We start from the raw sequence: 21716 nt of genomic DNA, 5'->3' as shown, positions 1-21716 counted from the left end.
GTGGACAACTCGTCCGGAGGCCGATCTGTGGAGGACGAATGGAGGGACGGCGAGCAAGCCGTTGTGCAGGGAGGGTAGGTCAATGTGCAGGGTCTGGGGCCGCCCACCGTCGCCCTTTCCGCAGAAAGACGCGACGTTGGTGGGCGGTTCAGGCTTACGGCCCTGCAGAACACGGAAGCTCCCTGCAGAACGGCCCGGATCCGCGCGAGAGGTTCGGCGGACTACATGCGGCCGCGGCGGGCGATGCGCGTCGTGAGCGAACGCGGGACCAGTCGCGAACCGAGGATGACCGCCTTGTAGCGCAGCGACGGGATCGCGACGGATCTGCCCTGCGCGGCGGCGCGCAGTCCCTGGCGGACGACGAAGGGGGCATCCAGCCAGAGGAACCGCGGCACCCCTTCCTGTCCGGCGCCGAGCCCCATCCGCGAGTGGAAGGTCGTGTGCACGAACCCGGGGCAGAGCGCGGTGACCGTGACGCCGTCGCGCGCGTACTCGCCGTTCGCCCAGCGGCTGAATCCGATGAGCCACGCCTTGCACGCGGAGTACGTCGACCGCGAGATGAAGCCGGCCACCGAGGCGACGTTAATGATCCGTCCGCCGCGGCCGCGCATGACCCCCAGGGCCGCGTGCATGAGCCGCATCGGCGCCTCGACGTGGACGCGCAGGTGCCGCACCTCGTCCGCGATGTCGTTGTCGGCGAAGTGCAGCGGCAGCCCGAATCCGGCGTTGTTCACGAGCAGGTCGATCGGGCGTGCCGCGTCGGCGATCCGCTGCGCCACGCGATCGACGTCCGGCTCCTCGGCGAGGTCGGCGAGGAGCACCTCGACGGCGACGCCATGACTCGCGCGCAGCTCGGCGGCGAGCGCCTGCAGCGCGTCATCCGACCGGGCGACCAGCACGAGGTCTGCCCCGCGGTCGGCGAGCTGACGGGCGAACTCGGCACCAAGTCCTGCGCTGGCACCGGTGATGAGGGCAACGGGCATACGGGTCCTCCTGTCGGAACGGGGATGCGGTCAGCGCTGGTAGCCGAGGAAACGGAAGCGGATCCCGGTCCGGCTGGTCTGCCACTCCCCCTCCGAGACGAGGCGGAACCCCTCGCGCGACGGAGCGAAGGCGTCGCCGGGCACGTCGAGGTCGAGCTCGGTCACCTCGAGACGGTCGGCATGGCCGATCACCTCGCGGAAGATCTCGCCGCCCCCGATCACCCAGGCCTCGTCGAGACCGGCGAGGCCGTCGGCGACCGATCCTGCAGCGCGCGCGCCGTCGGAGCGCCATCCCGTCTGCCGCGTGATGACGACGTTCTCGCGTCCCGGTAGCGGACGGAACCGCTCGGGAAGGGACTCCCAGGTGCGCCGACCCATGACCACGGGGGCTCCGAGGGTGACCTCCTTGAAGTGGGCGAGGTCCTCCGGCACGTGCCAGGGCATGGTGCCGCCGGCGCCGATCACGCCGTCCTCCGCCTCCGCCCAGATCAGCCCGATGCGCGTTCCGGCGATCACACCGCCACCGCCGCCCGGATCGCCGGGTGGTGCTGGTAGTCCTCGACGGAGAAGTCCTCATACGCGTAGTCGAAGATCGAGTCCGGCTTCCGGGTGATCCGCAGCGTCGGGTACGGGTAGGGGTCCCGGGTGAGCTGCTCGCGCACCTGCTCGAGGTGGTTGTCGTAGATGTGGCAGTCGCCGCCGGTCCACACGAAGTCGCCCGGCTCGAGGCCGGTCTGCTGCGCCACCATGAGGGTGAGCAGCGCGTAGGAGGCGATGTTGAACGGCACGCCGAGGAAGAGATCGGCGCTGCGCTGGTAGAGCTGGCAGGACAGCTTGCCGTCGGCCACGTAGAACTGGAACAGGGCGTGGCAGGGGGCGAGCGCCATGTCGGGGATGTCCGCCGGGTTCCAGGCCGAGACGATGATGCGGCGCGAATCCGGCGAGTTCCGGATCTGGTCGATCACCTGCTGCAGCTGGTCGATGTGCCCGCCGTCGGGCGTCGGCCAGGAACGCCACTGCACTCCGTACACCGGTCCGAGGTCGCCGTCGGCGTCGGCCCACTCGTCCCAGATGGTGACGCCGTGCTCCTGCAGCCAGCGCACGTTCGAGTCGCCGCGCAGGAACCAGAGCAGCTCGTACGCGATCGACTTGAAGTGCACGCGCTTGGTGGTGATCAACGGGAAGCCCTGTGAGAGATCGAAGCGGATCTGGCGCCCGAACACGCTGGTCGTTCCCGTGCCGGTGCGATCGTCCTTGTGCGTGCCCGTGGCCAGCACGTCGCGGAGCAGGTCTTCGTACGGCGTGGGGATCGCGGCGCTCATGGCTTTCAGCGTACCGGCGGGCGAGCGGCGGCGGGCGGGAGCACGCTGACTCGAACCGTCATATCCGCCCCTGCCCTGCCGACTCGGACGTAGCCTCGGAGCATGTCCCTGCCGATCGCCCTCGTCATCGGCGCCGCGCTGCTCGCGGCGACCGTCGTGGCCGGTCTGCTCCTGCGCCGCCGGGACGGCCGGGCCGTGGTCGTGCACGGCGACCGGCACGTGGATCCCGCCGACCTCATGCGACCGCTCGGGTCCCAGGCGACGCTGGTGCAGTTCAGCACCGAGTTCTGCGCACGCTGCCCGCAGGTGCGGCGCATGCTCGGCTCCGTCGCCGACGAGCGCGCCGGCGTCGTGCTGGCGGAGGTCGACCTCACCTCGCGCTCCGACCTGGCCGCGCGATACAAGGTGCTCTCGACGCCGACCACGCTCGTCGTCGATCCGGAGGGCCGGATCCGCTCCCGTTTCACCGGCGTGCCCGCGCGGGCCGACGTGCTCGCCGCGCTCGCCGCCACGACTCCTCAGGAGGCCCGTCCATGACCGCTCCCGCCGGCATCGATCCCCGCGGCCCGCGCTTCGCCGCGTGGATCACCTCCGCCCTGCTCCTCGTCGCGACCGTGCTGGGACTCGTCAGCGCGCCGTTCAACGCGCCGGCGTTCCTGCTCACCCTCGTGATCGCGCTGCTCTTCCTCTGGGGCGTGCTCTCGCCGCGCACCCAGCCGTGGAGCCTGCTGTTCCGCACACTCGTCCGCCCGCGCCTGGATCCCCCGGCCGAGCTGGAGGACCCGCGCCCGCCGCGCTTCGCCCAGGGCGTGGGCCTGTTCGTCGTGACGGTCGGGCTGCTGCTGCATCTGCTCGGCGTGCCGTGGGCGCTGCCCATCGCCACCGCGATGGCGTTCGTGGCTGCTTTCCTGAACGCGGCCTTCGGCCTCTGCCTGGGCTGCCAGCTCTACCTGCTGCTCCAGCGCGCGGGCATCCTGGGCCGGGCGCCGCGACTTCCCTGAGAAGTAAGGATCCCCGCGGGCCCGGTCGATAGGCTGGCAGCCTCACCCATTCCGATCGGAGGATCCCATGTCCGTCACGAGCGAAGCCGCTGCCACCTGGACCGGAAGTCTCATCGAAGGCGAGGGATCCGTCTCCTTCTCCTCCTCGCACCTGGGCACGTTCCCCCTGAACTGGAAGGCCCGTTCCGAGGGGTCCGAGACCACGACCACGCCCGAGGAGCTCATCGCCGCCGCGCACTCCTCCTGCTTCAGCATGGCGCTCTCGCACGCGCTGGCCGGAAACGGCACCCCCGCGGAGCGGGTCGACACGACCGCGTCCGTCACGTTCAAGCCCGGCGTCGGCATCACCGGCAGCCACCTCAACGTGAACGCGACGGTGCCCGGCCTCGACGCCGAGACCTTCCAGCGCCTCGCTCAGGAGGCCAAGGTGGGCTGCCCCGTCTCCGCCGCGCTGTCGGGCATCGAGATCACGCTCGAGGCGACCCTGGCCTGAACGCCTCGCGAACCTCGAAGGGCCGTGCCTCCTCGGAGGCGCGGCCCTTTCGCATCAGAGACCGGTCCTGCGCCGCGGTCCGCGAGACCGGTGGCGCGCCGTCGCCCGAAGACGGCGGAGCACCTACTTCGCGAGTCGGATCGCGGCGCGGATCGCGGCGCGCGCATCCTTCCGCCGACCGGCCGCATCCTGGACCACGCCCAGGCGGTACTGCGCGCGCCAGTCCTCCGGGCCCGCCTCGGCGGCGGCGCCGTACTCCGCCAGGAGACGGTCGGCGTCCTCGGGCAGCAGGCGCCCGTTCGAGCGCAGGTGCTCCGGCGCCTCCGGCATCCCGCCCTCGTCGTTCAGCGTGCGGCCGAGGCGGTCGGCCGCGAGGCCGAACTGCAGCTCGCGCACCAGCGCCCATGCTCCGATCAGCGGCATCACGAGCAGGGCCGCGCCCATGGCGATCCCGAGCGCCTGCCCCGACCCGAGCAGCACCACCGCGCGCCAGCCGACGAGTGCGATGTACAGCACGAGGAGCGCGGCCATGACGGCGACGCCGATCCGGGATCCCATCCCTCCATCCTAGGTCGGCGCGCCGTCGCGTCCGGCGCCGGCGACAGGCCCGCTCCCGGGGGGGCCGACGCTCGACGGCACCGCCGCGGACAGCGCCGGACAGCGTACGACAGCGACACGACAGCGGTCCGAAAGCGGCGGGCCGGATGCTCGGAACATGACGAACTCCACCACCGACTGGGCCCTCGAGGCCGACGGACTCGTGAAGGTGTTCGGTGCGAACCGCGCGGTCGACGGCGTCGACCTGCAGGTGCGCACCGGCGCCGTCTACGGCGTCCTCGGCCCGAACGGCGCCGGCAAGACGACCACCATCAACATGCTCGCGACGCTGCTGCGTCCGGACGGCGGCACCGGCCGCGTGTTCGGGCACGACGTCGTCCGAGAGCCGCACGTCGTGCGGCAGCTCATCGGCGTCACCGGGCAGTTCGCCTCGGTCGACGAGACGCTCTCCGCGACCGAGAACCTCATGATCTTCTCCCGTCTGCTGGGTCTGAGCCGCAGCGAGGCGAAGGCGAAGTCCGCGGATCTCCTCGATCGGTTCGGGTTGTCCGAGGCGGCGAAGCGTCCGCTGCAGAACTTCTCCGGCGGCATGCGGCGGCGCCTCGACCTCGCCGCCTCGCTCCTCGCGCAGCCGCCGCTGATCTTCCTCGATGAGCCGACCACCGGCCTCGATCCGCGCACGCGCGGGCAGATGTGGGACACGATCCGCGAGCTCGTGAGCACCGGATCCACCGTGCTGCTGACGACGCAGTACCTCGACGAGGCCGACCAGCTCGCCGACCGCATCGCCGTGATCGACCGGGGCAGGGTCGTGGCCGAGGGCACCCCGGACGACCTGAAGGCCTCCGTCGGCACCTCCTCGCTGCAGCTCCGCGTCCGCGACGCCGCCGACACGGCCGACGCGCTGCGCGCGATCGAGCAGACCCTCGGCGTCCGCGGCGTCCTCTCGCCCGAGGCGTCCCGCATCACCGCTCCGATGGCCGACCCCGACCGGATCGCCGATCTGCTGATCACGTTCCGCGAGGCCGGGATCGGTCTCGCGGAGGTGAGCGTGCAGAAGCCCACCCTCGACGAGGTGTTCCTCACCATCACCGGCCACCCGGCCGAGGAGGAGCCCGCCGGGGATCCCACCGCCGCACAGATCCAGGAGGTCCGCGCATGAGCACTCTCTCCCCTGTCGCCGGTCGTATCGTCCCCGCTTCCGAGCGCCGGCCGGACCCGCGCCCGAGCCTGTCCCTGACGCTGCGCAACACCGTCACCATGGCGGCCCGCGGCCTCATCAAGATCCGCAGGACCCCGGAGCAGCTGGTCGACGTGACCCTGCAGCCGATCCTGTTCACCCTGATGTTCACCTACATCTTCGGTGGAGCGATCTCCGGCGACGTCACGAACTACCTGCCCGTGATCATCCCCGGGATCCTCGTGCAGACCGTGATCACGACCTCGGTCGTGACCGGCGTGCAGCTGCGCGAGGACATGGACAAGGGCGTGTTCGACCGCTTCCGCTCGCTGCCGATCGCGCGTATCGCGCCGCTGTCCGGGGCACTGCTGGCCGACACGATCCGTTACGGCATCGCCACCGTGCTGACGTTCACGATGGGTTTCATCATGGGCTTCCGTCCGGCGGGCGGCCTCGGCGCTGTCGTCGCCGCCGGCCTGCTGGTGATCGCGTGCTCTTGGGCGATCAGCTGGATCTTCGCCTTCGCCGGCGTCATCGCCCGGACCGCGTCGAGCGTGCAGGGCATCTCGATGCTCATCCTGTTCCCGCTCACGTTCCTCTCCAACGCGTTCGTCCCGGTCGACACGATGCCGAGCTGGCTGCAGTGGTTCGTGAACGTCAACCCGGTCTCGCATCTCGTCACCGCCGTGCGCGATCTGGTCAACACGGGCGCGTTCGGTGCCGACGCCTGGGTGTCACTCCTCGGCGCCGTGGTGATCGTCGCGATCTTCGCCCCGCTCACCGTGCGGGCGTACATGCGCAAGGCCTGAACAGGGCCCGTCACGGGACGTCCTCCTCTCGGAGGGCGCCCCTCGGCGCTGGGCGGCACCGCTCTCCGCGCGCCGTGCTCAGCGAGCGCCCCGTGCTCAGCGAGCGCCCAGCACGGCGAGGCCGCGCGCCACCCTCTCGTCAGGATCCAGTGCCGCCGCGTCCGCCCGGGCCTCGGCGACCTCCGCGGATCCGGCGATCCTCTCCGCATCCGCGAGGTGCACGGCGAGGCTGAGACTCGGCATGTTCTGCCTCCCGCCGAGCACCTCGGCGAGCGCGACGGCCGCCGTCCCCCGTCCGATGAGCTCCGGCTGCCGGATCGCCCAGGCCGACCATCCGATCAGGGCCGTACCGAGCACCGGCCGGTCCACGCCCTCCCGGCGCAGCCGGCAGGCGGCGATGGTGCGCGTGCGCAGCCGCCGCTCCCACACGGCCAGCTCCGCCTCCGGCACCTCGAGCTCCCGCACGGCCGCCGAGACATACCCCGACAGCGCCATCAGGTACCAGGGCGAGCGACGGTGCACGGGATCGGCGAAAGCCGCCATAGCCTGGCGGAAGCCCTCGGTCGCGTCGGCCCTGCGCCCCTCCAGGAGGTCGGCCTCCGCGAGCCCGTACAGACCGATCGACCCCAGTTCCACGCCGTCCTGGCTGAGGCCCCCTTCTTCGACGAGCCGGCTGAACAGCGCTCGGGCCTCGTCGCCGCGGCCCAGGCAGAGCAGCGCGCCTCCGCGCACCCACTCCTGGTGGTCGATCTGATCCTGCGCATCGAACTCGGCGAACACGGCGCCCGCACGCTGGATCCAGGTCATCGCCTCGGCCGGACGGGCCGACTGCGCGGCCAGCTGGGCGGCGAGGTCGGCGGCCATGCCCTCCGCCCACCGCTCGTCGAGGCTGCGCGCCCGCTGCCAGGCGCTGCGGGCGGCTTCCATCGCCTCCTCCGCCTCGCCGTCGTTCTCCGCGCGGTGCGAGCGCAGCACGTCCGCGGCCAGCTGAGCGCGCGGATCCGACCTCTGCGGCCCCTCGGGCAACGACCCCATCGGCGCGCCCCGTCCCACGGAGAGCAGCGCGTCCGACAGCAGCTGCCAGGCCGGTGCGAGCGCGTCGCCGGCTGCGCGCACGGCACGGGCGACGAAGGCGAGTCCGCGCGCGGCGAGGGGGTCCCCGCTGATCATGCAGCCGAGCGAGGCCATCACGACGGCCATGACCTGCAGGTCGGGCTCGACCTCCCCGGCCGGCAGGGCGTCCACGATCTCGATCATCGGCCCCGCATAGCCGATGAACTCGGTGAAGGAGCCGCGGATGAACCAGGACTGCCCGAGGACGGTGAACAGACGCACCGCGTCGCCGCCGCGTCGCTCCGCGACCAGGTGCCGCAGCACATGCACGAGGTTGTCGTGCTCGCGCGTGATCGCGAGGTGCGCCCGCGCGGTCAGGCCCGCGGGGAACGCCCGCGCCCTCGCACCGTGCGCGGCGACGAAGGCGAGCGCCCAGGCGACCACGGCCTCCCACGCGTCCTGCTCGGCGCCGATCTCGACCAGCCGGTCGTGTCCGAACTCGCGCACGGTCTCCAGCATGCGGAAGCGCACGTCGCCGTCGCCGATCTCCACGACGTTCAGCAGCGACTGCGAGACGAGTCCCTCCAGCACATCGTCGGACGCAGCGGTCAGGACGGCGTCGGCGGTCTCCGCCGAGAAGCCGCCGGGAAGCACGGACAGCAGCGCGAGCGCCTGCCGCGCCTCCGGCGAGAGCAGATCCCAGCTCCACTCGATCACGGCCTCCAGCGTGCGGTGGCGCTCGGGAGCCGAACGGTCACCGGTGGTCAGCAGCGCGAACCGGTTCTCCAGCCGCCGTTCGATCTGCTCGGGCGTCATCGTGCGCACCCGCGCCGCAGCGAGCTCGATCGCGAGCGGCAACCCGTCCAGACGTGCGCACAGGCGCGCGACGACCTCGAGATCGAGCGTCGCGCCCGGACGTGCGACCTGCGCACGCTCCACGAAGAGGCGCACGGCCGGTGCATCCTGCGTCGCCTCGATCTCCAGCGGCTCCAGCGGCAGCACGCGCTCCGCGGCGATCGCGAGCGGGGTGCGGCTGGTGGTCAGGATCCGCAACGACGGCACCATGGCCAGCAGATCCGCCGACCAGCGCGCGACACCGTCGATCACCTGCTCGCAGTTGTCCAGGACCAGGAGCGTCGTCCGCTCACCGAGAGCGGCGATGATGCGGGCGCCGAGGTCGGGACGCGGACGCTGCTCCGAGAGCCTGCCGCCGGGGGCGTTCTCGCTGATTCCCAGGGCGGCGGCGACCGCCAGCGGCACGCCCCCGTCGGTGCGCACACCGGCGAGCGGGACGACGACCACGGCGGGCGCCGGCGACTCCGCCGCCAGTGCCTGCGCGAGCCGGGTCTTGCCCAGTCCGCCCGCGCCCATGATGGTCACGAGCCGTGCGGTGCGCAGCAGGACGCGCGCGCTCGCCAGCGCTCCGTCGCGGCCGATGAGCTCGTTCGGGGCGGACTGCACGCCGATCCGCACCCGCGGCCCCTCGTCCCGCCCGCGCAGCAGCCGCGCGTTCAACTCGACGAGCTCGGGGCCGGGCGAGCTGCCCAGCGCGTCGGCGAGGGCGGCGCGCAGCCGTGCGAAGACGCCGAGGGCCTCAGGGACCCTGCCGTCGTCGGCGAGTGCCGTCATCAGCGCGGCGTGCGCCGTCTCATCGAGCGGATGGGCCGCAGCGAGTTCCTCGAGGATCCCGATGCCCTCCGCCGCCTGCCCAGCGGCCACGAGCGAGGCGGCGAGGCAGCCGCGGAGTGCGGCCTGCAGCCCCTGCGTGTGCGCCGCGAGCTCCTCCGCGATCGGAGCCCCCGCGAGGTCCGCGCCGGGCTCGCCCCGCCACAGGGCGAGGGCCGCGCGCAGCAACCGGACGCGGTCGGGATCGCCGTCCTCGAGCGTCTCCGCCTCGGCGCGCAGACGGCGCGCGGACTGGAGGTCGGTGTCATCGGTGCCCAGGGCATAGCCTCCCGGAGCGCTCGCGATGGCGTCCGGCCCGGCGAGCGCCCTGGCCCGGGAGACGAGCGTCTGCAGGGCCGCCTTCGGGTTCTGCGGCTGGTCGTCTCCCCAGACCTCGTCGGCCAGCGCGGGCACGGATCGCGTGGTGCCGGTGCCCGCCAGGACGAGCGCCGCCAGCAGAGCGCGCATGGGCGTGCCTCCGGCGTCGCGATCCGCGATCCGCACCGGGCCGAGCACGCCGATGCGCGCGGTCATGCGCGCGGCCGGATCCCCAGATCGATCACGTTCTCCAGGCCCACGACCACACCGCGCAGATCACGGGCGTACGGCAAGGCGAGGCGGATCCCGGGGGCGTACGCCGCCGCCGACTGCACGGTGTCGTGCACGATCGTGAGCGACTCCCCCGGGCCCGAAAGGATGACCTCCTGCTTGGCGAGCACGCCGGGCCGGCGCAGCGAGTGCACCGGGACGCCGGCGACCTGCTGGCCGCGCGCGCGCTGGTCGACGTGCGGCGCATCGACGGGCCCCTGCTCGGAGCGGGCCGCCGCGATCAGTTCCGCAGTGCGCACCGCCGTGCCGCTGGGCGAGTCGATCTTCGTGTGCTGGTGCGCCTCGATGATCTCGACGGACCCGAAGAACGGAGCGGCGAGGGCGGCCAGCGCCGTGCCCAGCACGGATCCCAGCGAGAAGTTGGGCACGAACAGCGCTCCCGTGCCGGCGGCGTCGATGGCCGGCCGCACCTGGGCGATGCGGTCGGCAGACCACCCCGAGGTCGCGACGAGGAGGTTGATGCCGCGGTCGACCGCGGCGCGCACGATCTCGACGCTGGAGGCCGGCGTGGTCGCATCGACCACGAGGTCGGCGCCGTCGAGCTCGTCCATCGTGCTGTTTGAGCCGAGCACCGCGCCGAGCTCGAACCCGTCCAGCTGCGCGATCACATCGCCGATGATGGTGCCGAGCTTGCCGGAGGCGCCCACCAGGGCCACACGCGTCGTCATGTCCACAGTCTATTCAGGGCGGCGGACGCGGCTCCTCCGCGCGGCTGGTGCGGTCCTGGGCGCGTCGAGGGCATAACGTCGGAGCATGCCCACGTTCCGGATCGCATCCCCCGAGGATGCCGACGCGCACGCCGTGCTGGTCGCCTACTTCACCCTGCGGGCCGCGGAGTTCCCCGGCGGCACCTACTCCCCTACATATCCGAAGGCCGCGGCGTTCCAGGATCCTGACGGCGTCTTCCTGCTTCTCGAAGACGACGACGCGATCGTGGGCTGCGGCGGGATCCGCCGCGTCGCAATGCCCGACGGCGCGCCGGACGTGTTCGAGATCAAGCACGTGTTCCTGAGCCCGGAGACGCGCGGTCGCGGTTGGGGGCGCCTGCTGCTCGAGGAGCTGGAACGCCGCGCTCGGGGATTCGGGGCCGGCGCCCTCGTGCTCGACACCCACCACACGCTCGAGGCGGCCGGCCACCTCTACCGCAACAGCGGCTTCGCCGAAATCCCCCGTTACAACGAGAATCCCAACGCGACCCGGTGGTATCGGAAGGATCTGGAGGCGCACGCGTGAGGCTGTGGTCTGTTCACCCCCGCTACTACGATCGGCAGGCGCTCACGGCGTGCTGGCGCGAGGGACTGCTCGCGCAGGCGGTGATCGCGGACCCGACGCGGCGCGGCTATGCGAACCACCCGCAGCTGCAGCGGTTCCGCGCCGTGCGGGATCCGCTCGCGGCGATCGGCGACTACCTCTCCGCAGTGGTGGACGAGGCCGACGCACGCGGCTACCGGTTCGCGCGGGAGAAGATCCTCAAGACCGGTCCCGTGGAGCGGATCCCCGTCGCCCACGGTCAGCTCGAGTACGAGTGGGGGCACCTGCTGCGCAAGCTCGAGGTCCGCAACCCGGACCTCTGGGAGCGGTGGCGCGGCAGTGCGCTCCCGGATCCGCATCCGCTCTTCATCGTCGAGCCGGGTCCGATCGCCGACTGGGAGCGCATCAGCTGATCCCGGCGCGCCGCGGCGGGCCGTCCTCGCCCGTCACGATCAGCACACGTGGTGACGATCAGCACACGGATCCGGCGAACTCGTGTGCTGATCGTGACAGGCTGTGCGGATCGTCACGAACACGCGCCGCGCAAGCACCGCGTCCACGGTTGTGAGGTCAGACCGCGAGGGGATCCGGCAGGCCGGTGCGCAGCTCCACAGGCAGATGGCTCAGGTCGTTGTGCGCGAGCAGGGTCCACGGGCGGCCCTGCTTCTGCGAGATCACGGTGAGTCCGCAGTTCGCCTGGTTCAGCGTCATCCAGCGCCAGTCCGGCGCCTCGAGCACCTCGCGGACGAACCAGCCGATCACGAAGTTGTGCGTGATGAGCACCTCGTGGACGTCACCGGGCTTGCGGACCAGGTACTCGTTGACGGCGTCGTCCATCTGCGCTCTGCCGGCCTCGATCTCCGCATCGGTGACGGATCCGAAGAAGGGCTCGAAGACGGCCGGTGTCTCCTCCGTCATGCCGGTGGGCACGCAGTCGAACAGCAGCGCGGACGGCTCAGCCTCGACCGAGGGGATCCGCTCGGAGATCGCCCTCGCCGTCTCGGCGGCGCGCAGCAGCGGAGAATGCCAGATCGCGTCGAGCGGGAGCCCGGACAGGCGGTCGGCGATCAGCTCGGCCTGACGGCGACCGCGCGGCGAGAGGGGGCCGTCGGCGAGACCGTGCTCGGCGTCCTGATGTTCGCCGTGCCGGACCAGATAGATGTAATGCGTCACAACCGCTCGCCTCGTCGCCGACTCCGTGGTCGGGGTGCTTCCAGCCTATGTCACGGATCGGACACGGACCGGATCAGCTCGCCGCCCGGGTGAGTTCGGCCAGCTGCGCCCGCCCCAGCGCGACACCCGCGCCCTGCATGAGCTCATCCACCTGGTCGGTCGCGAAGGCGTTGACGATGGGGGCGGTGACCGTGCGCTGCGCGAGCAGCCAGCCGATCGCCACCGCCGCAACGGGCACCTGCAGTTCGTCCGCCGCGATGTCGAGAGCCCGCAGCACCTTGATTCCGCGGCGGTTGATGTTTCCGCGCAACTGCATGCCGCGCACGCCCTGCAGGGCCTGCTTCGAACGGTGGCGCCCCGAGAGGAAGCCGTGCTCGAGGGCGTGCGAGGGCGTCACGGCAAGCCCCTGGGCCGCGGCGACCAGTCGCAGGTCGCCCTCGAAGCCCTGGCGGCGCAGCAGGTTGTACGGCTCGTCCAGCACCTCGATGCGCGGGTACCCCGCTGAGGCGAGGATCCGGGCCTCGACCAGACGCTCCGGGGTGAACCCGAAGGCTCCCAGCAGGCGCACCTTGCCGGTCTCGACCAGCCACTCCGCCGTGGCGAGGGTGTCCTCGAGGGCGCTGCCGTCGTCGACCGTGCCGTCGAGGTAGAGCACGTCGATGCACTCGACTCCGAGCCGGTTCAGCGAGGCCTCCACAGCCCGGACGAGGTTCACCGCGCCGATGCCGGGGTTGTCGGGGTGACCGCCCACGCGCACGCTCAGCACGATGTCGTCGCGGTTGCGGCGCGACGCGAGCCAGCGCCCGATGATGTGCTCGCTGCGCCCCGCGGCGAAGCTGTCGGCGGTGTGCACCGCGTTGCCGCCGAACTCGGCGTAGCGGTCGAGAATGCGCAGGGCGGTGTCGGCGTCGGTGTTCCAGCCGAACTCCGCGCCGCCCAGGATCAACGGGAAGGTGCGGATGCCGGTCTCGCCGATCGGCACGCGCAGGCTCGTGCCGATGCCGGGTCCGACCACGGGGATCGGGGCGGACGGATGCGGCGGGACCACGGCGGGCGGCGTCGTGACGGCGGGCGCGGTCGCGACGGCAGGCGCGGCACCGCCGGTCGCGGATCCGGGTCCGACACTGAAGAGACGCATGCGATCACCCCCGTGTCTGCTGCGCTGTGCTTCGAACGCACCCCCCGGTGCGTTCCCTACGAGAGTAAGGGAGGCCTCGGACGCTTCCGTTCATTGAGACGGCCGGGAGGCGAACAATGGATAACGGTTCGGTCACGAAGACGCGAAAAGGCCCGCCATGTCCCCCCTTCGGCGGACACAACGGGCCTTTTCGTGCGGAATCAGGCCTCGGCGGTCTCGGCGACCGGCTCCGCGGCCTCGGCCGGAGCCTCGTCGATGACGGGCTCGAGCGAGAGCTTGCCGCGGTCGTCGATCTTCGTGATCTTCACGAGGATCTTCTGGCCGACGGAGAGCACGTCGTCGACGTTCTCCACGCGCTTGCCACCGGCGAGCTTGCGCACCTCGGTGACGTGCAGCAGGCCGTCCTTGCCCGGGAGCAGGGAGACGAACGCGCCGAAGGTCGCGATCTTGACGACCGTGCCGAGGAACTGCTCACCGACCTCGGGGTTGGTCGGGTTGGCGATCGCGTTCACCTGGGCACGGGCGGCCTCGGCCGACGGGCCGTCGGTCGCGCCGATGTAGACGGTGCCGTCCTCCTCGATGGAGATCTGCGCGCCGGTCTCGTCCTGGATCGCGTTGATCGTCTTGCCCTTCGGGCCGATCAGCTCGCCGATCTTGTCGACCGGGATCTGCACGCTGATCACGCGCGGCGCGGTCGGCGCCATCTCATCGGGGCTGTCGATCGCGGCGTTGAGCACGTTGAGGATCGTCAGACGCGCGTCCTTGGCCTGGGTCAGCGCGCCGGCGAGCACCTCGGAGGGGATGCCGTCGAGCTTGGTGTCCAGCTGGATCGCGGTGACGAACTCGCTCGTGCCGGCGACCTTGAAGTCCATGTCGCCGAGGGCGTCCTCGGCGCCGAGGATGTCGGTGAGCGCCGCGTAGCGGGTCTCACCGTCGACCTGGTCGGACACGAGGCCCATCGCGATGCCGGCGACGGGGGCGCGCAGCGGCACACCCGCGTTCAGCAGCGACAGGGTCGAGGCGCAGACGGAGCCCATCGAGGTGGATCCGTTGGAGCTGAGCGCCTCGGAGACCTGACGGATCGCGTAGGGGAACTCCTCGCGGCTCGGCAGCACCGGCACGAGGGCGCGCTCGGCGAGGAAGCCGTGCCCGATCTCGCGACGCTTCGGCGAACCCACGCGGCCAGTCTCGCCGGTCGAGTAGGGCGGGAAGTTGTAGTGGTGCATGTAGCGCTTGCTCGTGGTGGGCGACAGCGAGTCGATCTGCTGCTCCATCTTGAGCATGTTGAGCGTGGTGACGCCCAGGATCTGGGTCTCGCCGCGCTGGAAGATCGCGGAGCCGTGCACGCGCGGGATGACCTGCACCTCGGCGTCGAGCGGGCGGATGTCCGCGAGGCCGCGACCGTCGATGCGGACGCCCTCGGTGAGGATCCGGCCGCGCACGATCTTCTTCGTGACGGACTTGTAGGCGGCGGAGAACTCGCTGAGGGCGATCTCCGGCTGCTCGCCGGCCTCGACGGCGGCGACCAGCTCGGCCTTGACACGGTCCTTGATCGCGTCGTCGGCGTTCTGGCGCTCCTGCTTGTCGGCGATCTGGTAGACGTCGACGAGCTCGGCGAAGGCGCGGGACGAGACGAAGTCGAACGTCTCCTCGCTGTACGGCAGGAAGACCGGGTACACGCCCGGCTCCTTCGACGCCGTGGCGGCGAGCTGCGCCTGCGCCTCGACGAGCTGCTTGAGGAACGGCTTGGCCGCCTCGAGACCCTGGGCGACGATGTCCTCGCTGGGCTTGGTGGCGCCGGCCTTGATCAGGTTCCAGCTGCCCTCGGTCGCCTCGGCCTCCACCATCATGATCGCGACGTCGGTGCTGCCGTCGCCCTTGGTGACCACGCGGCCCGCGACGACGAGGTCGAAGACGGCCTGCTCGACCTGCTCCGCGTTGGGGAACGCGACCCACTGGTCCGCGTGCTCGCCGTGGCCGGGGATGAACGCGAGGCGCACACCGGCCACGGGGCCGGAGAACGGCAGGCCCGAGATCTGGGTCGACGCGGACGCCGCGTTGATCGCGAGCGCGTCGTAGTACTCGCCCGGAGCGATGCTCAGGACGGTGATGACGATCTGCACCTCGTTGCGCAGGCCGTCGACGAACGACGGACGCAGCGGACGGTCGATCAGACGGCAGACGAGGATCGCCTCGGTGGACGGACGGCCCTCGCGACGGAAGAACGAGCCGGGGATCTTGCCCGCGGCGTACGAGCGCTCCTCGACGTCGACGGTCAGCGGGAAGAAGTCGAAGCCCTCGCGCGGCGACTTGCCCGCGCTCGTGGCCGAGAGGAGCATCGTCTCCTCGTCGAGGTAAGCGGCGACCGCGCCCTGCGCCTGCTGCGCGAGACGGCCCGTCTCGAAGCGGACGGTGCGGGTGCCGAAGCGGCCGTTGTCGAGAACGGCCTCGGTGGCAGTGATTTCAGGACCTTCCAAGAGGTCTCTCCTTCTTTGTTTAGGCTCGCTCTCCCGTGTGGAGCGCGAGCATGGACGGATGCGCACAGAGGCATCCTGTTCGATCCTATCAGCGCGCGGCGCAACAGCTGCCCCGGCCTCTCCCGCCGCGCAGCCGATCAGACCTCGCTCGGCTCCCGCACTCCCCGCTCGCGGCCGAGGCGCACGTAGTCGTGGTGCTTCGCGCTGCGTCCGTCGCCCGCGGCCCGTCCGTGCAGACGCCGCCACACCCAGGGCAGCGCATGCCGACGCCACCACACGCCGGCCCCGGTGCGCTCCGACGCGTGCAGGGCCTCGTCCAGCGCTCCGAGCTCGTCCGCGAGGGCCACGCCGAGCACGCCGCCGGCCCGATACGCGAGGAAGCGGTGCCCCCGACTGGAGAGGTGCACGAGGTCCTCCCCCCAGTTCGGCCTCTCGGCGAGCTGCGGGTGCAGGTCGGTGTCCAGCAGGATCGCGCCCTGGCGGCGGGCGATGCCCGCGAGCGCCGTGGCCCAGGCGGAGAACCGGCGGGCGTAGATCCGCGCCGCCGGGTTCCCCGGCAGGAACGCCGTCACGAGCAGGACGTCGGCGCCCGCCTCGCGCAGCTGCCGAACGGCGTCCTCGAGACGCGCCGCGAGCCGCGGGATCGAGGCGCGCCGCTTCACCAGGTCGTTCGCGCCGACGAGGATCGACGCGAGATCCGGGCGCAGCTCGAGGGCGCGCTGCAGCTGCGTGCCGCAGACGTCCTCGACGCGCTTCGAGCGGATCGCGAGGTTCGCGTAGTCCAGCGGTTCCCGGGCGGCCAGCAGCAGAGCGAGCCGATCCGCCCAGCCGCGCAGTGCGCCGTCCGGCCCCGGATCGCACAGGCCCTCGGTCAGCGAGTCGCCGAGCGCGACATAGCGGCGCCAGTGCTTGCGCTCCCCCGCCGGCGCGGGCTCGGGTCGCACCGCCCGGGGAGCGCGGAGGCCCGCGTCGGCCCTGTGCAGCTCCTGCGCCTCGGCGAAGTGCCCGAGGAGCTGGTCGCACACGGCGCTCCAGCTGCGCCCCTCGACCGCCTCGCGACCCGCGCGGCCGAACGCCTGCCGTTTGCGGGCGTCACCGGCGAGATCCCGCACCCGCTCGCGCAGATCCTCGAGATCGCCCGGGCGGTAGAGCCAGCCGTCGATCCCCCTCCGCACGAGGTCGAGCGGCCCGCCCCGGCCCGTCGCGACCACCGGGATCCCGCTCGCGTGGGCCTCCTGCAGCGTCTGACCGAAGGTCTCGCTCTCCCCCGGATGCACGAAGACGTCGAAGGACGCCATCGCCCGGGCGAGCTCGGCCCCGCCGAGGTGCCCCAGGAAGAGCGCGCCGGGCAGCAGCGCCTCGAGACGGGGACGGGCGGGCCCGTCGCCCACGATCACGAGCCGCACCCCGGGGAGGTCGGCGAGCACGCGCAGATCCTCCACCTGCTTCTCCGGCGCCAGCCGCCCGACGTAGCCGACGACGACGTCCGCCCCGCCCCGGTGCTCCCAGTCCGCCACCCGCCGATCGGGGTGGAAGCGCTCGGCGTCCACTCCCCTGCCCCAGCGACGCACCCGGTCGACGCCGAGACGGGCGAGCTGCTCCTCCGACTCCGACGACGGAGCGAGGGTCAGCGTCGCCCGACGGTGCAGACGCGCGATGTGCGCTTCGGCGAGCGCGGTGGTGAGGGCCACTCCGTAGCGGGCGGCGTAGGCGGCGACGTCGGTCTGGTACGCCGCGACCGACGGCACCCCGATGCGCTCCGCGGCGAGCGCACCGCGCCAGCCCAGCGCGAAGGGCGACGCGAGGTGCACGACGTCGGGCTCGAAGCGGGCCAGTGCGACGGACAGCCGGTGCGCGCTCGAGGTGCCCACCCGCACGGTGCGGTAGCCGGGCAGGGCGACCGACGGGATCGGCTCGATCCGCGCGTGCCCGATCATGCGCGGCATGTCCGCGGCCGCGGGCGCGTACACACGGGCCTCATGTCCGTGACGCTCGAGATGGCGGAGGATCTGCAGGACGCTCCCGGTCACGCCGTTCATGTGCGGGAGGAAGGATTCCGTCACGATCGCTGCTCTCACGTGATCAGGATCCCGCCCCGCCGGCTCCGGAGGCGCCCGGATCGGCGATCATCGCGCAGTGTTCACCGGATGCACGGCACCCGGTCACCGATCGTCTGCCGCCGCGTCCTCCGCCGACGATGCCGTCCTCGGGACCGGCACGCGACCGGCGACGAGCCGCGGCGACGATGGCCCTGTCGGGACGCACGCCCTAGGCTGGCGCGCATGAGTACCGACGACACCGCCGCTGCGGACATGAAGCGCAAGTTCAAGGAGGCGCTCGAGAAGAAGAACGCCCAGCAGCATCGGGGCGAGGCGCATCTGGACGGCGACTCCGCCGTGCACGGCACACACGCCGCGCAGACCAAGCGCGAGTTCCGCCGCAAGAGCGGCTGAAGCCCGTATCCACCCGGTAAGGGGCGCCGACGCATCGCCGTCGGCGCCCCTCCGCATGCGGGCCCCCGAGACCGGTCCGTGCCGTCGCGGTTCCGATCCACAGGCAACCGGGTTACGGTCGAAAGGTGAGCGATCCGTCCCGAACCGCCGCTGCCTCGCGAAGGGGCCGCGCCGCGCGCCTGCTCGCCGCGATCCTGGCGACCTCGACGCTCGTGGCGGGCCCGATGGTCGCGGCGCCGGCGTACGCGGACGACTACCCGTCCTGGCAGGACGTGCAGAACGCGCAGGGCGACGAACAGGCCACGCAGGACGAGATCGCCAAAGTGAACGACGCCCTCGCGGGAACGCAGCAGAAGGCGGCGGACGACTCGACCGCCGCGATGAAGGCGGCCCAAGCCTCCGACGCCGCGCGAGCCGACGCCGATGCCGCCGCGAAGCGCGCCGATCAGCTGACCGCACAGGCGGCCGACGCCACTGCGGCGGCCGAGCGCACGCACGAACAGGTGGGAACGATCATCGCCGGCCGGGCCCGTACGGAGACCGCTGCGCCGCTCTCCGTACGCCTCCTGACCGCTTCGGATCCGGATCAGCTGCTCACCCGGCTCGGGGTCATGCAGCGCCTGGACACGACGTGGAGCACTCTCGGCGCACGCGCTCTCGCGGAGCAGGGGGTTGCGGCCACGCTGCGGGATCAGGCGCAGACGGCGCGCACGGCACGCGATCAGCGGGCGACGGCGGCGGAGCAGGCCGCCCGGGAGGCGAAAGCGGCCGCGGATGCCGAGGCCGCCGCGGTCCAGGACCTGCAGGGCCACGTCACGACGCTCTATCAACAGCTCGCCGCGCTGAAGAACACCACGGCGGACGTCGAGCGCCGCTACCGGCTCGGCCAGCAGGTGGCCGAGCAGGAGCGCCAGGCCGAGCTGCAGCGCGAGGCGGCCGCCGCGGCCGCGGCCGCGGGTTCCGGCGGCGGCTCCTCGGGCGGCTCCGGAGGCGGATCCACCGACCTCGGCGGGGGCGGGGTGAACGTCGACCCGGCCGGCGCCCAGGCTTACGCCGCCGGGCAGCTCGGCAACTACGGCTGGGGCCAGGATCAGTTCCCCTGCCTGTACCGCCTGTGGATGCAGGAGTCCAGCTGGCGTGCGGACGCGCTCAACCCCGACAGCGATGCCTACGGGATCCCGCAGGCCCTGCCCGCCGAGAAGCTGGCGGCGGCCGGCCCCGACTGGCGCACCAACGGGAACACCCAGATCGACTGGGGGCTGAACTACATCCAGGACCGGTACGGGTCCCCCTGCGGCGCCTGGGCGCACGAGGTCTCGAACAACTGGTACTGAGCAGTCCTCAGGGACGAGCCCGCGCCGCGCGGGCGGCGTCGAGGACGACCGGATCCGCACAGCCGCGCGCGAAACCGGCGATCCTGCGGCGGATCTCCCGTCCCAGGACGACGGTGCCGATGCGTTCCGCGACGGGGGCGAGCCACGCGGGTCGGCAGGTGAAGCTGTACTTCCAGACGGCGCGCGTGCCGCCGTCCACCGGTTCGAAGCGCCAGCCCGCGCCGAGCGTGCGGAGGAACCACGGCCCGCGCTCCATCACCATCCCCACGGTCGTCGGCGGGGCGTAGGAGACGTAGTGGGTGGTCATGGCGAGGCCGAACCTCTGCCGGGTGAAGGTGCGCACGCCCTTCGCCGGGGTCGTCGCACCGTCGAGGAAGTGCTGCGCGTGGATGAAGCCGTCCCAGCGGCGTCGCACGTCCCCCGTCGTCTGCGAGACCGCGAAGGCCAGGTCGGGGGAGATCGGGACGACGACGGCGGCCTGGACGACGGGCATGCTCCGACGCTAGCGCCTCGGCCGCGACGGCGAGGCACGCGACGGCCGGGGCGGGGCGTCGTCGGCGCCCCGCCCCGGCCTCGGCGGGCGATCCGGGTCAGCCGCGCCCGGCGCGAGCGCGTGCCCGCTCCTGCTTGGCGGCCATCTCGTCCACGGCGGCGTGCCCGAGCGTCTCGGTGCTGACCGCCTCCGCCTCACCGCGGCCGAGCGCGGCAGAGGGCGCGTCGTGCCCGACGCCGTCCAGGGTCGACTCGTCGAACGGCCGCGCACCGGAGAGGACCGCGCGCACCTGCTCCGCATCGATCTGCTTCGTCCAGGTGCCGATGAGGATCGTGGCGACCGCGTTGCCGGTGAAGTTGGTCAGCGCGCGGCCCTCCGACATGAAGCGGTCGATGCCCACGATCACGCCCACGCCGTTCACGAGGTCGGGCCGGTACGCCTGCAGGCCGCCCGCCAGCGTCGCGAGCCCGGCGCCGGTGACGCCCGCGGCGCCCTTGCTCGCGATGATCATGAAGACGAGGAGGCCGATCTGCTCGGGGATCGACATCGGCTGGCCGAGGCCCGTCGCGATGAACAGGGACGCCATCGTGAGGTAGATCGCCGTGCCGTCGAGGTTGAACGAGTAGCCGGTCGGCACCGTGATGCCGACGACGGGCTTCGCGACCCCGAGGTGCTCCATCTTCGCGATCAGGCGAGGCAGCGCCGACTCGGACGACGAGGTGCCGACGATCAGCAGGTACTCGCGCGCCAGGTACTTCATGAGCTGGAAGATGTTCACCCGCGCGACGAGCATCAGGATCCCGCCCAGCACCACGACGATGAACACGATGCAGGTCAGGTAGAACGCACCGAGGAGGATCCCGAGGCTCCAGATCGCCGCGACGCCCGTCTTTCCGACCACGGCGGCGATCGCGCCGAACGCGCCGAGCGGGGCGAGCCACAGGATCATCCCGAGCACGCGGAACACGAGCGTCTGCAGGTGCTTGATCGCCGTCATGATGGGCGCGCCGCGCTCCCCCAGCCCCTGCAGCGCGAACCCGACGAGCAGCGCGATGAAGAGCACCTGCAGCACGCTCTCGCCGGTGAAGGCGCCGAAGAACGTGGCGGGGATGATGCCGAGGATGAAGTCCTGCGTCGTCTTCGCCTCGGTCGTCGCGACCTCATAGGTCGCGCCCGCCATGTGCAGCCCCTCGCCGGGATGGATGATGTTGCCGACGACCAGCCCGATCGCGAGGGCGAACGTCGACATCACCATGAAGTAGACGAGCGCGAGCCCGCCGATCTTGCCGACCGTCGCCGCCTTCGCGATGGATCCGACGCCGATCACGATCGTGCAGAAGATGATCGGCGCGATCATCATCTTGATGAGGCTCACGAATCCCTTGCCGATGGGTTCGAGACCCTGCGCGAACTGCGGGAACACGAGCCCCACGGCGATCCCGAGGGCCACCGCGATGAGCACGGACACATAGAGCCAGGTGTGCTTGTCCCAGGAGTTCTTGCCGCGGCGCCAGTCGTGCCGCGGGAGAGTGAAACCTTCGGTGAGAGCCATCATCGCCTCCGCTGAGTGAACCTGAAGCCCGCACCCCTGCGGGCGGGCTGTGCCGACCATCGTGCGGATCCGCGGCGCTGCCCGGCGAGTTCTGGTCGTATTGAAACCGGCTCGGATCCGCTCCGGGCCGCCGCTGGTCCGGGGAGCTCGCGCATACTGGCTGAGGAGGTCG

21 protein-coding genes are annotated in these 21716 nt (G+C 71.8%); 9 read left to right on the top strand and 12 right to left on the bottom strand.

The window, feature by feature from the left end:
* Window positions 1–221 precede the first annotated feature (221 nt).
* The 3 genes from WFJ01_RS11455 to WFJ01_RS11445 are packed head-to-tail and all read right to left on the bottom strand — an operon-like array spanning window position 222 to window position 2305.
* Window positions 222–983 carry an SDR family NAD(P)-dependent oxidoreductase gene (locus WFJ01_RS11455; RefSeq protein WP_336629062.1) on the bottom strand — a complete coding sequence of 254 codons (762 nt, stop codon included), beginning with the start codon at window positions 981–983 and terminating at the stop codon, window positions 222–224.
* A gap of 30 nt (window positions 984–1013) precedes the next feature.
* Window positions 1014–1499 carry a dihydrofolate reductase gene (locus WFJ01_RS11450; RefSeq protein ID WP_295032216.1) on the bottom strand — a complete coding sequence of 162 codons (486 nt, stop codon included), beginning with the start codon at window positions 1497–1499 and terminating at the stop codon, window positions 1014–1016.
* Window positions 1496–2305: a thymidylate synthase gene (locus tag WFJ01_RS11445; RefSeq protein ID WP_292880794.1), complete on the bottom strand. Its 810-nt coding sequence runs from the start codon at window positions 2303–2305 to the stop codon at window positions 1496–1498. Before WFJ01_RS11445 ends, WFJ01_RS11450 begins: the two co-directional genes overlap by 4 nt.
* Window positions 2306–2407: 102 nt before the next feature.
* On the opposite strand from WFJ01_RS11445, the gene WFJ01_RS11440 reads away from it, so the two are divergent.
* The 3 genes from WFJ01_RS11440 to WFJ01_RS11430 all read left to right on the top strand — a co-directional run bounded on the left by WFJ01_RS11440 (window position 2408) and on the right by WFJ01_RS11430 (window position 3799).
* On the top strand, window positions 2408–2842 hold the full coding sequence (locus tag WFJ01_RS11440; protein WP_251444493.1) for a thioredoxin family protein: 435 nt from the start codon (window positions 2408–2410) through the stop codon (window positions 2840–2842).
* Window positions 2839–3306, top strand: coding sequence for a DUF4395 domain-containing protein (locus WFJ01_RS11435; RefSeq protein WP_336629061.1), 468 nt, complete (start codon window positions 2839–2841; stop codon window positions 3304–3306). The genes WFJ01_RS11440 and WFJ01_RS11435 overlap by 4 nt, the downstream gene beginning before the upstream one ends.
* Window positions 3307–3373: 67 nt before the next feature.
* Window positions 3374–3799, top strand: coding sequence for an OsmC family peroxiredoxin (locus WFJ01_RS11430; protein ID WP_251444497.1), 426 nt, complete (start codon window positions 3374–3376; stop codon window positions 3797–3799).
* Between the two features lie 123 nt (window positions 3800–3922).
* Here the strand turns inward: WFJ01_RS11430 and WFJ01_RS11425 are convergent, their stop codons facing one another.
* Window positions 3923–4357, bottom strand: coding sequence for a hypothetical protein (locus WFJ01_RS11425; protein WP_336629060.1), 435 nt, complete (start codon window positions 4355–4357; stop codon window positions 3923–3925).
* Window positions 4358–4514: 157 nt separating this feature from the next.
* On the opposite strand from WFJ01_RS11425, the gene WFJ01_RS11420 reads away from it, so the two are divergent.
* Both WFJ01_RS11420 and WFJ01_RS11415 read left to right on the top strand, forming a co-directional pair.
* Window positions 4515–5519 carry an ATP-binding cassette domain-containing protein gene (locus tag WFJ01_RS11420; protein WP_292880804.1) on the top strand — a complete coding sequence of 335 codons (1005 nt, stop codon included), beginning with the start codon at window positions 4515–4517 and terminating at the stop codon, window positions 5517–5519.
* Window positions 5516–6346, top strand: a complete 831-nt coding sequence (locus tag WFJ01_RS11415) for an ABC transporter permease (RefSeq protein ID WP_336629059.1) — start codon at window positions 5516–5518, stop codon at window positions 6344–6346. The genes WFJ01_RS11420 and WFJ01_RS11415 overlap by 4 nt, the downstream gene beginning before the upstream one ends.
* A gap of 96 nt (window positions 6347–6442) precedes the next feature.
* Here the strand turns inward: WFJ01_RS11415 and WFJ01_RS11410 are convergent, their stop codons facing one another.
* Together WFJ01_RS11410 and dapB are read right to left on the bottom strand one after the other, a co-directional pair.
* Window positions 6443–9598, bottom strand: coding sequence for an ATP-binding protein (locus tag WFJ01_RS11410; RefSeq protein WP_336629058.1), 3156 nt, complete (start codon window positions 9596–9598; stop codon window positions 6443–6445).
* On the bottom strand, window positions 9595–10341 hold the full coding sequence (gene dapB / locus WFJ01_RS11405) for a 4-hydroxy-tetrahydrodipicolinate reductase (RefSeq protein WP_251444507.1): 747 nt from the start codon (window positions 10339–10341) through the stop codon (window positions 9595–9597). Before dapB ends, WFJ01_RS11410 begins: the two co-directional genes overlap by 4 nt.
* 85 nt (window positions 10342–10426) lie before the next feature.
* Between dapB and WFJ01_RS11400 the strand changes: the two genes are divergently transcribed.
* Window positions 10427–10906 (top strand): GNAT family N-acetyltransferase, encoded by a 480-nt coding sequence (locus WFJ01_RS11400; RefSeq protein WP_251444509.1) that lies wholly within the window; start codon window positions 10427–10429, stop codon window positions 10904–10906.
* Complete coding sequence (locus tag WFJ01_RS11395) at window positions 10903–11337, top strand: pyrimidine dimer DNA glycosylase/endonuclease V (RefSeq protein ID WP_292880820.1); 435 nt, start codon at window positions 10903–10905, stop codon at window positions 11335–11337. The genes WFJ01_RS11400 and WFJ01_RS11395 overlap by 4 nt, the downstream gene beginning before the upstream one ends.
* A 157-nt stretch (window positions 11338–11494) precedes the next feature.
* On the opposite strand, the gene WFJ01_RS11390 is transcribed toward WFJ01_RS11395, so the two are convergent.
* From WFJ01_RS11390 to WFJ01_RS11375, 4 genes are all read right to left on the bottom strand, one after another.
* Window positions 11495–12097: a histidine phosphatase family protein gene (locus WFJ01_RS11390; protein ID WP_251444513.1), complete on the bottom strand. Its 603-nt coding sequence runs from the start codon at window positions 12095–12097 to the stop codon at window positions 11495–11497.
* Between the two features lie 73 nt (window positions 12098–12170).
* The gene (locus WFJ01_RS11385) at window positions 12171–13235 is read right to left on the bottom strand and encodes an aldo/keto reductase (protein WP_251444515.1); all 1065 of its coding nucleotides are present in this window, start codon (window positions 13233–13235) and stop codon (window positions 12171–12173) included.
* Between the two features lie 200 nt (window positions 13236–13435).
* The gene (locus WFJ01_RS11380; protein ID WP_251444517.1) at window positions 13436–15712 is read right to left on the bottom strand and encodes a polyribonucleotide nucleotidyltransferase; all 2277 of its coding nucleotides are present in this window, start codon (window positions 15710–15712) and stop codon (window positions 13436–13438) included.
* A 137-nt stretch (window positions 15713–15849) separates the two neighbouring features.
* Window positions 15850–17775, bottom strand: a complete 1926-nt coding sequence (locus tag WFJ01_RS11375; RefSeq protein WP_336629057.1) for a GDSL-type esterase/lipase family protein — start codon at window positions 17773–17775, stop codon at window positions 15850–15852.
* 219 nt (window positions 17776–17994) lie between these two features.
* Between WFJ01_RS11375 and WFJ01_RS11370 the strand changes: the two genes are divergently transcribed.
* Together WFJ01_RS11370 and WFJ01_RS11365 are read left to right on the top strand one after the other, a co-directional pair.
* A complete protein-coding gene (locus WFJ01_RS11370) occupies window positions 17995–18165 on the top strand; it encodes a DUF5302 domain-containing protein (RefSeq protein WP_091477308.1) in 171 nt (56 codons plus the stop codon).
* 125 nt (window positions 18166–18290) lie between these two features.
* Window positions 18291–19499, top strand: a complete 1209-nt coding sequence (locus tag WFJ01_RS11365) for a hypothetical protein (protein ID WP_336629056.1) — start codon at window positions 18291–18293, stop codon at window positions 19497–19499.
* Window positions 19500–19506: 7 nt separating this feature from the next.
* Here the strand turns inward: WFJ01_RS11365 and WFJ01_RS11360 are convergent, their stop codons facing one another.
* Complete coding sequence (locus WFJ01_RS11360) at window positions 19507–19992, bottom strand: SRPBCC family protein (RefSeq protein WP_336629055.1); 486 nt, start codon at window positions 19990–19992, stop codon at window positions 19507–19509.
* Between the two features lie 97 nt (window positions 19993–20089).
* A complete protein-coding gene (locus WFJ01_RS11355; protein WP_336629054.1) occupies window positions 20090–21544 on the bottom strand; it encodes a cation:dicarboxylate symporter family transporter in 1455 nt (484 codons plus the stop codon).
* Window positions 21545–21716: the final 172 nt, after the last annotated feature.

Origin of the sequence: Microbacterium sp. MMO-35 (genome assembly GCF_037147555.1) — a bacterium.
Taxonomy (GTDB): Bacteria; Actinomycetota; Actinomycetes; order Actinomycetales; family Microbacteriaceae; genus Microbacterium.
The sequence above is the reverse complement of the archived record's forward strand: the minus strand, read 5'-3'. Positions and strand labels throughout refer to the sequence as shown.

What these genes read in the sequence shown, in the direction of transcription:
- WFJ01_RS11425 (WP_336629060.1), bottom strand. Translation starts at nt 4,357, where the DNA reads ATGGGATCCCGGATCGGCGTCGCCGTCATGGCCGCGCTCCTCGTGCTG.
- WFJ01_RS11420 (WP_292880804.1), top strand. Translation starts at nt 4,515, where the DNA reads ATGACGAACTCCACCACCGACTGGGCCCTCGAGGCCGACGGACTCGTG.
- WFJ01_RS11455 (WP_336629062.1), bottom strand. Translation starts at nt 983, where the DNA reads ATGCCCGTTGCCCTCATCACCGGTGCCAGCGCAGGACTTGGTGCCGAG.
- WFJ01_RS11435 (WP_336629061.1), top strand. Translation starts at nt 2,839, where the DNA reads ATGACCGCTCCCGCCGGCATCGATCCCCGCGGCCCGCGCTTCGCCGCG.
- dapB (WP_251444507.1), bottom strand. Translation starts at nt 10,341, where the DNA reads ATGACGACGCGTGTGGCCCTGGTGGGCGCCTCCGGCAAGCTCGGCACC.
- WFJ01_RS11430 (WP_251444497.1), top strand. Translation starts at nt 3,374, where the DNA reads ATGTCCGTCACGAGCGAAGCCGCTGCCACCTGGACCGGAAGTCTCATC.
- WFJ01_RS11360 (WP_336629055.1), bottom strand. Translation starts at nt 19,992, where the DNA reads ATGCCCGTCGTCCAGGCCGCCGTCGTCGTCCCGATCTCCCCCGACCTG.
- WFJ01_RS11440 (WP_251444493.1), top strand. Translation starts at nt 2,408, where the DNA reads ATGTCCCTGCCGATCGCCCTCGTCATCGGCGCCGCGCTGCTCGCGGCG.
- WFJ01_RS11410 (WP_336629058.1), bottom strand. Translation starts at nt 9,598, where the DNA reads ATGACCGCGCGCATCGGCGTGCTCGGCCCGGTGCGGATCGCGGATCGC.
- WFJ01_RS11445 (WP_292880794.1), bottom strand. Translation starts at nt 2,305, where the DNA reads ATGAGCGCCGCGATCCCCACGCCGTACGAAGACCTGCTCCGCGACGTG.
- WFJ01_RS11370 (WP_091477308.1), top strand. Translation starts at nt 17,995, where the DNA reads ATGAGTACCGACGACACCGCCGCTGCGGACATGAAGCGCAAGTTCAAG.
- WFJ01_RS11415 (WP_336629059.1), top strand. Translation starts at nt 5,516, where the DNA reads ATGAGCACTCTCTCCCCTGTCGCCGGTCGTATCGTCCCCGCTTCCGAG.
- WFJ01_RS11355 (WP_336629054.1), bottom strand. Translation starts at nt 21,544, where the DNA reads ATGGCTCTCACCGAAGGTTTCACTCTCCCGCGGCACGACTGGCGCCGC.
- WFJ01_RS11400 (WP_251444509.1), top strand. Translation starts at nt 10,427, where the DNA reads ATGCCCACGTTCCGGATCGCATCCCCCGAGGATGCCGACGCGCACGCC.
- WFJ01_RS11385 (WP_251444515.1), bottom strand. Translation starts at nt 13,235, where the DNA reads ATGCGTCTCTTCAGTGTCGGACCCGGATCCGCGACCGGCGGTGCCGCG.